At 71.2% G+C, this 12,362-nt stretch carries 9 protein-coding genes; 5 read left to right on the top strand and 4 right to left on the bottom strand.

Annotated elements, in window-relative coordinates:
- Positions 1-15 precede the first annotated feature (15 nt).
- The 5 genes from ACLBYB_RS24235 (at position 16) to ACLBYB_RS24215 (ending at position 5,891) form a co-directional block, all read left to right on the top strand.
- On the top strand, positions 16-1,317 hold the full coding sequence (locus ACLBYB_RS24235) for an MFS transporter (protein WP_447700313.1): 1,302 nt from the start codon (positions 16-18) through the stop codon (positions 1,315-1,317).
- A 234-nt stretch (positions 1,318-1,551) separates the two neighbouring features.
- Positions 1,552-2,970 carry an FAD-binding oxidoreductase gene (locus tag ACLBYB_RS24230; RefSeq protein WP_447700312.1) on the top strand — a complete coding sequence of 473 codons (1,419 nt, stop codon included), beginning with the start codon at positions 1,552-1,554 and terminating at the stop codon, positions 2,968-2,970.
- Positions 2,971-3,399: 429 nt separating this feature from the next.
- Entirely contained in the window at positions 3,400-4,701 is a 1,302-nt protein-coding gene (gene oxlT, locus ACLBYB_RS24225) for an oxalate/formate MFS antiporter (protein ID WP_447700311.1), read from the top strand.
- Between the two features lie 279 nt (positions 4,702-4,980).
- Positions 4,981-5,682, top strand: coding sequence for a GntR family transcriptional regulator (locus ACLBYB_RS24220; protein WP_020095868.1), 702 nt, complete (start codon positions 4,981-4,983; stop codon positions 5,680-5,682).
- 26 nt (positions 5,683-5,708) lie between these two features.
- On the top strand, positions 5,709-5,891 hold the full coding sequence (locus tag ACLBYB_RS24215) for a hypothetical protein (RefSeq protein WP_020095869.1): 183 nt from the start codon (positions 5,709-5,711) through the stop codon (positions 5,889-5,891).
- A gap of 50 nt (positions 5,892-5,941) precedes the next feature.
- On the opposite strand, the gene ACLBYB_RS24210 is transcribed toward ACLBYB_RS24215, so the two are convergent.
- The 4 genes from ACLBYB_RS24210 to ACLBYB_RS24195 form a co-directional block, all read right to left on the bottom strand.
- Complete coding sequence (locus ACLBYB_RS24210) at positions 5,942-7,282, bottom strand: peptidoglycan-binding protein (protein WP_447700310.1); 1,341 nt, start codon at positions 7,280-7,282, stop codon at positions 5,942-5,944.
- 184 nt (positions 7,283-7,466) lie between these two features.
- Positions 7,467-8,771 carry a cytochrome P450 gene (locus tag ACLBYB_RS24205; protein WP_447700309.1) on the bottom strand — a complete coding sequence of 435 codons (1,305 nt, stop codon included), beginning with the start codon at positions 8,769-8,771 and terminating at the stop codon, positions 7,467-7,469.
- Between the two features lie 59 nt (positions 8,772-8,830).
- Positions 8,831-9,970 carry a helix-turn-helix transcriptional regulator gene (locus ACLBYB_RS24200; protein ID WP_020095872.1) on the bottom strand — a complete coding sequence of 380 codons (1,140 nt, stop codon included), beginning with the start codon at positions 9,968-9,970 and terminating at the stop codon, positions 8,831-8,833.
- Positions 9,971-10,124: 154 nt separating this feature from the next.
- Complete coding sequence (locus ACLBYB_RS24195; RefSeq protein ID WP_447700308.1) at positions 10,125-11,993, bottom strand: di-heme-cytochrome C peroxidase; 1,869 nt, start codon at positions 11,991-11,993, stop codon at positions 10,125-10,127.
- Positions 11,994-12,362: the final 369 nt, after the last annotated feature.

The following is a 12,362-nucleotide window of genomic DNA, read 5'->3' as shown; positions in this document are numbered from 1 at the left end:
CTCGAGGGGGCGACGATGGATGTGGAAGCGCGCGCCATCCGGCGGGTCAGCAGGCGGCTCCTGCCCCTCCTGATCACCTGCTACTTCATCTCCTACCTCGACCGGGTCAATGTCGGCTTCGCCGCGCTGACCATGAACGGGGACCTCGGCATCTCCGCCACGGCCTACGGGCTCGGGGCCGGTATCTTCTTCCTGAGCTACTTCGTCTTCGAGGTGCCGTCGAACCTGATCTTGGAGCGGGTCGGGGCGCGGGTGTGGATCGCCCGCATCATGCTCACCTGGGGGCTCCTGTCGGGCGCGATGGCCTTCATCGTCGGCGAGAAGAGCTTCTACGCCGTGCGCCTGCTGCTGGGCGCCGCGGAGGCCGGGTTCTTCCCCGGCATCATCTTCTACCTCACGCTGTGGTTCCCCGCGCGCTACCGCGCGCGCATCATCGGCGCCTTCATGGCCGCGGTCCCGCTCTCGAGCGTCATCGGCTCGCCGGTCTCGGGGGCGCTGCTGGGCCTCGACGGGGTCTGGGGCTTCAAGGGCTGGCAGTGGCTCTACGTCCTCGAGGCGCTGCCCGCCGTCATCCTCGCGGGGATCGTCCTGGCGTTCCTGACGGACCGGCCGGCGCAGGCGGCCTGGCTGCCCGAGGACGAGCGCGCGTGGCTCACCGAGCGCCTCGCGCAGGAGCGGCGGGCGCGCGAATCCGCCCGCCGCTACAGCGTCGCGGAGGCGCTCCTCGACCGGCGCGTGCTCGCCGTCGCCTTCGTGTATTTCGGCAACGTGGCGCTGCTCTACGGGCTCAGCTTCTTCCTGCCGCAGATCGTCAAGGGCTTCGACCTCACGAACGTCCAGACGGGTCTCGTCAGCCTCATCCCCTTCGCGATCGGGATCGTCGGCATGCTCGCCCTCGGGCGCTCCTCGGACCGCAGGGGCGAGCGCAAGGGGCACGCGGCCTTCGCGCTGCTGCTCGCGGCCGGCGGCACGGCCGCGGCGGCGCTGGTCTCCGATCCCTACGCCAAGATGGCCCTGTTCAGCGTCTCGGCCTTCGGCATCTTCGGCGGCCTCCCGGTGATCTGGACGCTGCCCACCGCCTACCTGTCCGGCGCCGCGGCGGCCGGCGGCATCGCCATCATCAACGCCCTCGGCAACCTCTCCGGCTTCGCCGCGCCCTACGCGGTCGGCGCGATCAAGGACGCCACCGGCACCTTCACGGGCGGCCTCCTCCTCATCGCGGCGGCCGGCCTCGCCGCCATGGTGACGGTCCTCTGCCTCACCCACGACCGGCACCTGGAGCAGGCCGCGGCGCGCGGCGCGCGGGCGGCGGAGTAGGCGCGGCGGGGCAGACGCGGCGGGGCAGACGCGGCGGGTGAACGCGACCCGGGGGGAGGGGGCAGCGCCGCCGCCCTGCCGCGCCCGGGTGGCGGGCGGCCGCCGATCGACCTACGGTCGCGTTGCTAGGTCCTCCCGGCGGAGGCCGTGTCGCAGGGCCGCGCGCCCCCCGGGACACGCCGTCCCCGGCGCCGTCCCCGGCGACGCCCCAGTTCGAGCCCATCGGAGCAGCCCATGAACGCCCCCGTTCCCGCCCCGCGGACCCGCCCGGACGCGGCGACGATCGCGGGTCTCGCCGAGGCCCTGCGGGCCGTGCTCGGGGACCGGGTGACGGCGAGCCCGGCGGTGCGCGAGCAGCACGCCAACCAGCTCACCTGGGCGCCGTGCGAGCCGCCGGCCCTCGTGGTCTTCCCGCACTCCACCGCGGAGGTGCAGGCCGTCGTGCGCGCCTGTGCCGAGCGCGACGTGCCGATCGTGCCCTACGGCGTCGGCACCTCCCTCGAGGGCCACGTCAACGCGCCGTTCGGCGGCGTCTCGATCGACACGGGGGCGATGAACCGCGTCCGCGCGGTCCATGCCGACGACCTCGACTGCACGGTCGAGGCCGGCGTCACCCGCAGGGCGCTGAACGCGTACCTGCGCGACACCGGCCTGTTCTTCCCCATCGATCCCGGGGCGGACGCCACGATCGGCGGGATGGCGGCGACGCGGGCGTCGGGCACCAACGCCGTGCGCTACGGGACGATGAAGGACGCGGTGCTCGCGCTCACCGCGGTGATGCCGAACGGCGACATCGTCACGACCGCCCGGCGGGCGCGCAAGTCGTCGGCCGGCTACGATCTCACCCGGCTCCTCGTCGGCTCGGAGGGCACGCTCGGGATCATCACCGAGGTCACGCTGCGCCTGCACGGCATCCCCGAGGCGATCTCGGCGGGCATCTGCCCGTTCCCCTCGATCAAGGCGGCCTGCGACGCCACGATCCTGACGATCCAGTCCGGCATCCCGGTCGCGCGCATCGAGCTGCTCGACGAGGTGCAGGTGGCGGCCTGCAACCGCTACTCGAAGCTCGCCCTACCGGAGACCCCGCTGCTCCTCGTCGAGTTCCACGGCACGGACGCGGGCGTGCGCGAGCAGGCCGAGCGGTTCGGCGAGATCGCCGCCGATCTCGGCGGCGGCCCGTTCGACTGGGCGACCGGGGCCGACGAGCGCGCGCGCCTCTGGCAGGCGCGCCACGACGTGTACTGGGCCTCGGTCGCGCTGCGGCCGGGTCCCACGATCAAGAACATGTCGACCGACGTCTGCGTGCCGATCTCGCGGCTCGCGGAATGCGTGGAGGCAACGAAGCGCGACATCGCCGCGACCGGGCTCACGGCGCCGATCGCCGGCCATGTCGGCGACGGCAACTTCCACACCCTGCCGCTCGTCGATGCCGACAGCCCCGAGGAGATGTCCGCGGTGGCCGGCTTCCTCGACCGGCTCGTCGCCCGCGCGCTGGACCTGGGCGGCACCTGCACGGGCGAGCACGGGATCGGCCAGAAGAAGATGCGCTTCATGGAAAGCGAGCACGGGCCGGAGGCGCTCGGCCTCATGCGGACCCTGAAGCGCGCGATCGACCCCCGGAACCTCATGAATCCCGGCAAGCTGATTCCCTGACGCGCCCCGCGACCCGGCGCCGCCGTCCGCGTCGCCCGTCGATCCCTCCGATCCGGGCCGATCGTCTGCATCGGTGCTGTTCAGGGCCGAGCGATCACGTCGTCCGATCCTCAAAGCTGGGGATCGCGCCGACGCCGCGGGGCGGGTCTCAGATGGCGCCGGCACACCGAGGACGGGCGTCCGCGAGAGCGGCGGCCGGCCGCGCGATCCGGTAGCACGCGCGAGATCGCCCTCTAATCCCGAATTCTCGGCAGAAACGGATGAATTATTCTGCTTGCCATACGTTCCTGGCACACAGAATAATGCATGCCGCCGTGCCAATTTCGGAACCCGGCATAAGGTTCCGGCGCGGGCAAGGAATTCGTCGGCGTGCACGCCAATCCTATAGCACGCCGCTGAATGTCAGCGCAGGAATGAGGGAGGAAGCTCATGGCCATGCCAAATGCCACGCCGGCTACGGCAGTACCCAGTACAAATCGATGGCTGCAGATCGTGCTCGGCGTGATCTGCATGGTTGCAGCGGCGAACATCCAGTATGCCTGGACGCTGTTCGTCCCCGAGATTCAGAAGACCTTCGGCTGGGACCGCGCCGCGATCCAGGTCGCCTTCACGATCTTCGTCGTCGTCCAGACTTGGCTGACCCCGATCGAGGGCTATTTCATCGACAAGTACGGCCCGAGCCGCGTCGTCATGTTCGGCGGTCTGATGACGGGCCTGGCCTGGGTCATCAACTCCTACGCCACCAGCCTGAGCGGCTTCTATCTCGGCTCGGTGGCCGGCGGTATCGGCGTCGGCTGCGTCTACGCCACCTGCGTCAACAACGCGCTCAAGTGGTTCCCGGACAAGCGCGGCCTGGCGGTCGGCCTCACGGCGGGCGGCTACGGCGCCGGCTCGGCGCTCACCATCCTGCCGATCGCCAAGATGATCGATGGCGGCAACTACGCCCAGGCCTTCTTCGTCTTCGGCCTGATCCAGGGCGCGATCATCATGGCCGCCGCCATCGCCATGCGCGCGCCGCGCAAGGATCAGGTGCCGTTCTCCACCAAGGTCCTGCAGTCGCGGCGCGACTACACGCTGGGCGAGGCGCTGCGCACCCCCGTGTTCTGGGTGATGCTGCTGATGTTCACCTGCACGGTGACGGGCGGCCTGATGGCGGTGGCCCAGCTCGGCGTGATCGCGCAGGATCTCGGGGTGAAGAACTTCCAGGTCAACCTGTACTTCTTCGCCATGGCGGCGCTGCCCTTCGCGCTGATGCTCGACCGGATCATGAACGGCATCTCGCGCCCGCTCTTCGGGTTCGTCTCGGACCGGATCGGACGCGAGAAGACGATGTTCATCGCGTTCGCGATGGAAGGCATCGGCATCGTGGCGCTGGGCTATTTCGGCTCCAACCCGTGGGCCTTCGTGATCCTGTCCGGCGTGGTGTTCCTGGCCTGGGGCGAGGTCTACTCGCTGTTCAGCGCCACCGCCGCCGACACCTTCGGCTCGAAGCACATCGGCAAGATCTACGGCGTGCTCTACTGCGCCAAAGGCTTCGCCGCGCTGTTCGTGCCGGTGGGCAACCTGATCATGCAGGCGACCGGCACCTGGGCGACCGTCCTCTACACGGTGGCGACCATGGACCTGATCGCCGCCATCCTGGCGATCGCGGTCCTGCGGCCGATGCTCAAGCAGCACCACGCGGCGAACAACGACGCGGCGGCTCCGGCGATGAAGCTGGCCCACGCCTGAGCGACGGCCCCGGCCGCTCCGCGGCCGGGGCGAAGCCTCCCCGACCCGGCTCCGGAATTCCGGAGCCGGGTCGGCCAGCACCGGGCAGCTGGCCCGCACGGAGACCGTCTCGTCGAGACGCAGGGCGCCGCGGACGATCGCGCATGTTCGGGCGCGCATCGACGATCGGGCGAGGGGCGGCTGTCCTGGCGCCTCGCTCTCACGCGATAGCCTGGCCGCGCTCGGCGCCATTCCAGGACCTGAGGCCAGAATCCATTCTCGCGTTCCCGGAGTTCGACTGTGCTGCAGCCTTCCGAGACCTCTCTGGGTCTAGCCTCGATCGGACAGACCCTGAGTCTGCGTGAACAGGCCTACGACAGCATCAAGCAATCGATCCTGGCGATGGATCTCTACGCCGGATCGGCGCAGATCCGGCTGCACGAACACCAGATCGCGCAGGATCTCGGCATCAGCCGCACGCCGGTCCGCGAAGCCCTGACGCTCCTGGAGCGGGAGGGCTTCGTGTCCACGGTGCCGCGCCGCGGCCTCTTCGTGACGCGCAAGAACAAGCGCGAGATCGTCGAGATGATCACCGTCTGGGCCGCGCTCGAAGGCATGGCGGCCCATGCCGCCGCACGGAACGCCGAGGATGCCGATCTCCGCGCGCTCGGCAGGGCCTTCGAGGCGTTCGATATCGCGACTCTGCCCGACCATCTGAAGGCCTACGACGAGGCCAACCTCGACTTCCATCGGACGATCATCCGTCTCGGCGGCTGCGGGTTGATGGTCGAGATGACGACCAACCTGTTCATCCACATGCGGGCGATCCGGTCGGCCTTCCTCCATCGGGCCGGGAGGCTCGAAGACTCGATGCGCGAGCATGCCGCCATCATCGCCGCCTTGCAGGCACGCGACGCGGATCGGGCCGCGATCCTCGTCCGCGATCACGCGCTCGGGCTGATCGCCCATGTCGAGGCGCACTGGGTTTGGCCAGAGGGGTGAGAGGCACCTCTGACGGAGGACCACCGATGCTACCGTCCGTTCAGACGACCGATCTGCTCGGCCTCGGCTTCCTGATCATCGGGCTCGCCGCAGCTGGGATCGCCAGCGCGAGCCGGTCCGCGCGTTTCGCAGAGGAGCCGCGCGAGGAGCTCGCGGGCGGGGCTCTGCTGGTGGCGATCCTCGGCCTCGCCTTCGTGCTCGCCGAGTGAGCGGGCGCGGCGCGTCGTGAGCGCCGCCCTTCCCGGAGAACCGCCGCGCGCTACGGGGTCGCCTGCCCCGCGCGTGCGTTCCACTTCTCGAACTTCCCGAGCGCGCCCCACGCCGTCAGCCCGATAAAGATCGGCATCGTGTAGGGGCTCAGCCCGAAGGCGGGCGTGAGCTGTGCGAGCACCTGCCCGAGACCGGTGTTGAGCGGCACCTGGGACAGGATCTGCGTGGCGACGGCGCCGATGATGCCGATCGCCGACTTCTTACCGGAGAGCAGCTGCCCGATCGTATGCCCGAGCGCGCCGTTGACCGGCCCGAGGACCGCGCCGTCGGGACGCGCCGCGGGCGGGCCGGGCAAGATCGGGGCGGTCGGGAGGCGCGCACCGTCGATCTGTCGGCGCAGGGCCTGGAGGAACTCGTCGAGCCGCGTCGCGACGTCGGCGGGCGGCGCGGCCGGCGCGATCACCACCGGGGGCATCGAGGCAGGTTGCATCGGGGTGGCCGCCCTCGCGGCGAGCTGTCGCTCCAGGTCCTGGATCCGCGTCAGCACCGCGTGGTCCGGCGCCGCCGGCCGCAGCGCCTCCTGGATGGCGGCGATCGTGCGCGCGTCCGCGAGGCCGGTATCGTCCAGACCGCACCGCGCCTGGAACGTCGCGACGGCCGTCATGGTCCGCGGCCCGTTCCGGCCGTCCTCGACGAGGGGCGGCGTCGCGCCGAGGCGATTGAGCGATTGCTGGACCCAGAGCGTGCTGTCGGCGAGTTCGTCGTCGGGCTCGCGGGACACGGCCGCCTCGACGGCGCGCGGCGCCGCGAGCGCGACCGTCGCGTCGAGGTCGATGAGGCTCCGCAGGATCACCGCGGTGCCGATCTGCGTGTCGACCACGTTCGGGTCGAACACGTGGTCGCGCACGAACTTGCCGCCGCGCGCGCCCGGCGGCCCGTAGGCCGTCGATCCGCCCCAGAGATACGGCGAGTTCACGCCCCGGCCGTGGTAGCCGTAGCCGTTGAATCCTTCGAGCCGGTAGAGGGCCCGCGCGACGCTCCAGTCGCCGAGCCCGACCAGGCCCTGGAGGCGCAGCGCGTCGACCGCCCCTTCGACGAAGGCCTGCGGCCCCGTGAACGGCCCGCGCCCCTTCGGGACGATCGTGGTGCGCCGTCCGAGCTTCTGTCCGTTGCCGAGATACGTGTCGAAATCGAAGGCTGATTCCCGGTAGTGGCAGAGCCCGATGAACCACCAGGGCACGCCGGTGCGCGCCTCGATCTCCTGGTAGCGCGGCTTGCCGGCGGCGAGCTGCTGCGCGAGCTTGCGCACGGTCGCGAGCTTCTCCGGCCGGATCTGGAGCGACGCCCAGGTCCGCTCGTAGCCGTCCTGAAAATCCTGGAAGGATGCCATGTCGATGCTCCGGGCTCTGCGGTGACGAAGCCTTGATGGGACGGCCGGCACCCGCGCGCGGCCGGGCGCCGATCGGGCGGGGCTCCGGGCGACGCCCCGGATCCGGGCGCGCGCGGTCGCGCGCCGCCCGGGCTCGCGACGGAGGGACCGGGCGCGGTGTCGGCGACGTCCCGCGCGCGCCGGGCTAACCGGGCCCGGCGGCCCCCGCCGGCCGGCCGGCGCAGGAGATCCGGAACGCGGTCGGGAACGGCGTGCCCCCGTCCTCGACCGCGCCCTCGGCCCGCACGGCGTCGCGCAGGAGGATGCGGCGAACGATCTCCGGGACCATCGCGCCCGCCACGTAGCGGCCGAGGCACTCGTGATGGCCCCGGCCGAAATGGAGATAGGTCTGCTCCGGGCGGGCCGGGTCGAAGCGGTCCGGGTCGGGCACGCCGGTCGCGTCGAACATCGCCGACAGGCTGAGGGGCAGGACGACCCGGCCCTTGGCGATCCGGCTCTCGGCCGGGCTGCCCCGGCCGAGCACGTGGTCGGTCTCCGCCTGGCGGAACATGAAGGCGACGATCGGCGCGAAGCGCAGCGCCTCCCACACGTAGCCGTCGAAGGCGGCGGGTCCGGTCCGGGCGGCCGCGCGGGCCGCCGCGAGGATCTGCGGCCGGCCGAGGAGCTCCGCGAGAGCGTGCACCACCGCTTCCGACGTGGTCTCGATGGCCCCGATCAGCAGGCCGCCGACGTTGATGACGACGCGGTCCATGCCGAAGCCGGTCGCCGCCGGCAGGTGCAGCCGGAGCAGCCGGGTGAGGACGTCGTCGGGCAGGTCGGCGCCGGCCTCGATCGCCGCGACGCGCGCCGGGATGATCCTGGCGAAGGCCGCCCGCATCTCCTGGCGCGCCAGATCCGCCGCCGCGTGGATCGCGTCGGCGTCCGGGCGCTCGTCGAAGGGGAGGTTGTTGAACTGGTCGAACTGGTTCGCGTACGACCAGCGCAGCAGGTCGGCATCGGGCGCCGCGAACCCGAAGAAGCGCTGCACGATCCGCAGCGGGACGCGGCGCGAGATCGACGCCACGACGTCGATGGATCCGCCGCCCTGGTCGAGGCCCGCGTCGAGGCCCGCGTCGAGGGCCGCGTCGGTCTCGGCGCCCGCCAGAGCGCGGATCGCCGGGAGGTCGCGCCAGGACAGCACGGCCCGCATGACCGCCTTGTCGCGGTAATTCACCTCCGTGCCGTCGAGCGCCAGCATGAACTCGCCCATCTTGGGCTTGTAGAGCGCGACGGAGAAGACCTGCGGCAGGGACAGGATCTCCTCGACCTCGGCGCGGCCGGCGACGAGGATGGCCGCGCCGCAATCCAGGGCGGTCCGTCGCGCGCGCAGCTGCGCGAAGAAGGGCCGGGGCGCGCGGGCGATCCAGTCCCGGGCGCGCTGCCAGCGCTCCGCCACCGGCAGGGCCTCCAGGAAGGCGAGGCAGGGCGTCTCGGGAGCGGCGGCGCGCATGCACGACCTCCTGTGGCGTTCGCGGAGCGGCGCGGGCCGTCCGGCCCGACGCCCGGTGATCAGTTGAGCGAGACGTCCAGCCCCTCGCGCAGGCGCGCCACGAGCTCGCCCTGCCGGTGCGTCTCGGTCTTGGCGAACAGGGCGCGCAGCTGGGTGCGGGCGGTCGAGATCGCGATGCCGCGGTCCTGGGCGTGGTCGTCGAGGGACCGTCCCGAAGCGACCGCGTTGGCGAGGATCGACTCGGCGACGGTCAGCCCGAACAGCTTCTGCAGCCGCGCGGCGTTGCTCCCCTGGACCTTCGGGGTCCCGGTCCGGATCACGATCGCCAGCTCGGCCCGCACCTTCGACCCGGTGCCGGCCGGGCGCTTCGACAGCGGGTGCAGCGACACCCGGTAGGGCATGCCGCTCTCGCCGCAGGTCACGGTGATGTGGTCGGCCTGCGTGATCGCGACGTCGCCGCTCGCGGCCGCGAGCGCCTCGCCGGCCGCGCGGGCGATCCGCCGCCCGGTCTGGCTGTCCTTGAGGACGAGGCTGCCCTTCACGAAGGACAGGCCGGTCCGGGACCGCGCCAGCGCCTCGGCGGCGCGGTTGGCGTGCGCGACGCGCAGGTCGGAATCCGTGAGGATCACGGCGGCGTCGAGCAGGTCCAGGGCGGAGGCGAGATCGGACGTGCGCTCGGAGGCCTGCCGCATCAGCGCGTACAGCTCGAAGGCCCGGCGCAGGTGCGGGACGAGCATCGCCAGGCGCCGGACCTCGTCGGACCGGAACGGGCCGCCCTCCTCGCCCCGCATCGCCGCGAGCGTCGCCATGACGTCGGCTTCCTTGGCGAAGTAGGTGACGAGGCTGTGCTCGATCTCGAAGGGCTGCACGACCTCCTTGAACAGGGCGGACTCGCGGAACTGCACCGCGTCGACCCCCTCCTCGGCGCGGATGACCTTGCCCTGGTTCGACAGGATGTAGGGGAGGCGCGGATCCTCGGTGGCGTGCCGGTAGAGGAACTCGCGGTACCGCGACCGCTCGAAGCCGGACACCGCCCAGAGCGGCTTGCGGTTCCCGTCGAGGCTGAACACGGCGAGCTGGCCGACCCGGCCGCCGACGAAATCGGTCAGATCCTCCAGGAGCGCCGACCACTCCTCCGGCTGGCCGACGCGGTCGTAGATCGACCCCACCAGAACCGAATACGCCTCGAGATCCTGCATGGCCACGCTCCGCGCTGAGTGCGAGTCTTGAGTGTTGTCAGATCTCCAGCCATCCGGTCGGACCGACAGGTGCCGAAATCGGTTGTTCCATTACGGATGCAATCGAACGACAAATCAATACTGATAAGATAGAAATCGAAACCGCGGAGCGCGCCTACAGGGTTCGCAGATACTCCAGGAGCTGCCGGCGCTGCGCGTCGTCGAGCTGCTCGGTCCCGTAGGCCGGCCCCTCGTGGCCGGTATTGGCATTGCCCGGCAGCGCGGTGTCGAACAGGAACGGCCCGACATCGGACCGGAACCCGATCCGGTCCTCGTCCAGCTCCCGGCTGCCGACCCGGAACGTCCTGGATCGCCGGCTGGACGGCAGCAGGAGTTCGTACAGGTTCGGCACCGAGCCGTTGTGCAGGTACGGGCCCGTCGCCCAGATGCCGTTGAGCGGCCGTGCCTTGTAGACCATGAGGTCGCGGTCTCTCCGCGAGCCGACGAACGTGGCGACGAGGCCCTTGCCGCCGGCGGTCGAGACGTCGTCGAGCATCGCGTTGCGGGCCTCGAGGGCGGCGGTGCCGCGCTTGAGCAGCCGGTCGAGGATGACGGCCTGGTCCGCCCCGACGCCCGCCGGGTCCGGTGCGCGGTCGAGGGGCGCCAGGATCGCGCCGGCGACGAGCGTGGCCACGAGTTCGAGGCTGCTCGTCTCGGCGGCCAGCGGCGGCGTCGTCGCCAGGAACGGCATTCGGATCCCTTCGAGGATCCCGGTCCGCGCGCGCCGGGACACGGCGTTCGTCGCCATCTTCGGGTCGGTCCCGATCTCCGCCAACGGCGTCAGGGTCACGGTCAGCGTGCGGTTCGCGCCGGTCGGGGCGATCGCGTGGCAGGACAGGCAGTACCGGTCGTAGTGGACCTTGCCGGCCGCGGCGTCCCGGGCCTGCGCCTCGGTGCGCGGCGCGATCCGGTCGGGCCAGGCCGGCGCCGTGAGGGCGCCCAGCTGGTTCTCGATCCGCAGGAGGTTGACCCGGTCCGCCGAGGTCTCGAACCAGAGCGGCGGCAGGGTCGGCTCCCGGATGTCGGTGCGGGCGAAGACCCCCAGCACCTCGCCGACATTCCGGCCCAGGCGCTCGACGGCGAGCCCGTTCGCGGCGGAGCCGTTCCACTGTACCCGGTCGTGCCACGACGTATCCCACAGGAACGGGTAGCTGACGGGCGCGTCGGGCGGGGCGATGTTGTGCGGGTCGCGCAGATCGATGCCCGTCGCCCGGTTGAAGATCATGCCGAACGCGTCGAGGCGTGCCGGCCCCCAGGGCACCGCGGTCCGGCTCGACGCGACGTAACGGGAGAAGTCCTCGGCCAGCCGCGTCAGGCTGGCGCGCAGGCGGCGGCGGTCGGGCTCGGACGGGCCCGTCCCCGGCGTCGACAGTTCCGCCGGGATGACGCGGCGGGCGAAGCGCTCGAAGCGCGCCGGGTCGTCGCGTGTCCGCGCGAGGGCGCGGCCGAGTTCCTCGATGAAGGCGAACATGTCGGCATCGGCCGGGCCGCCATCGATCAGGATCGACCGACCGCGCAGGTCGACCCGGTTCACGTGGCAGGCGGCGCAGGTCATGCCGATCCACTCGCCGCGATCGTCGACGTCCTTCACGAACCCGATGGGGAGCCCGCTGCGGTCCGATCCGCGCGTCCCGTCGTACGGGTTCGGCAGGTAGCCGAAGCGCGCGAGCCCGTCCGCGACGAAGAGCGTGTCGTCGTCCGGGCGCTCCAGGGACATGAACCAGGCATACGGCATGATCTGCGAGCCCTGGCTCGCCCGGTAGAACCACGCGCGCTCCTGCGGCGTCCAGGATTGTTCGAGAAAGTGCGGGGTGCCGTCCGGCCTGTCGCTCGGCCCGTCTGCCGGCCCGTCTGTCGGTCCTCGGTCGGCGGCGCGCGATCCGGCCTGCGCCGGGAGCAGGATCGCCGCGGTGAGCGCGACGACGCGGGCGGCGTGGCGGGCGGCGTGGCGGGCGGTCTGGCGGGCGGCCTGGGAGCGGGTCACGATCGCACCTGGGACATGGCGGGAACCCTGCCTTCGCGAAGCGTCTCGCCGATTTCAATAAACGCCGATCCCCATGCGCGCGTCATTCGAATGGATGATGTTCGAATACAGTTTTTCTGTGAGGGTCGGCGCGCCGGTAGTTTCGGGCTTCGGTCGTGCGGCGCCCCTGCTCGTCCGCAATGCTGATTCGGGTAACCTGTTCTCCCGTTCGTTATTCTCGATATCGTTTATATAGCGGTTACTGATTCCGTAAAATTTTATCGTCACTTGTTTCGACATCGGGCGGGGAGATGTTCGAGAGGTCACCGATCAGGACGGCCGGGGCGCCGTCGCTGTCGTGCACCGGCGGCCGAACCGCACAGTCCGGCA

This window comes from Methylobacterium sp. D54C (assembly GCF_053345595.1).
Note: the sequence above shows the minus strand (reverse complement) of the source record. Positions and strands in the feature narration are given on the sequence as shown.

Bases quoted from the DNA above. Each gene is read 5' to 3' on its own strand.
- ACLBYB_RS24235 (WP_447700313.1), top strand. From the start codon at position 16: ATGGATGTGGAAGCGCGCGCCATCCGGCGGGTCAGCAGGCGGCTCCTG.
- ACLBYB_RS24230 (WP_447700312.1), top strand. From the start codon at position 1,552: ATGAACGCCCCCGTTCCCGCCCCGCGGACCCGCCCGGACGCGGCGACG.
- oxlT (WP_447700311.1), top strand. From the start codon at position 3,400: ATGGCCATGCCAAATGCCACGCCGGCTACGGCAGTACCCAGTACAAAT.
- ACLBYB_RS24215 (WP_020095869.1), top strand. From the start codon at position 5,709: ATGCTACCGTCCGTTCAGACGACCGATCTGCTCGGCCTCGGCTTCCTG.
- ACLBYB_RS24210 (WP_447700310.1), bottom strand. From the start codon at position 7,282: ATGGCATCCTTCCAGGATTTTCAGGACGGCTACGAGCGGACCTGGGCG.
- ACLBYB_RS24205 (WP_447700309.1), bottom strand. From the start codon at position 8,771: ATGCGCGCCGCCGCTCCCGAGACGCCCTGCCTCGCCTTCCTGGAGGCC.
- ACLBYB_RS24200 (WP_020095872.1), bottom strand. From the start codon at position 9,970: ATGCAGGATCTCGAGGCGTATTCGGTTCTGGTGGGGTCGATCTACGAC.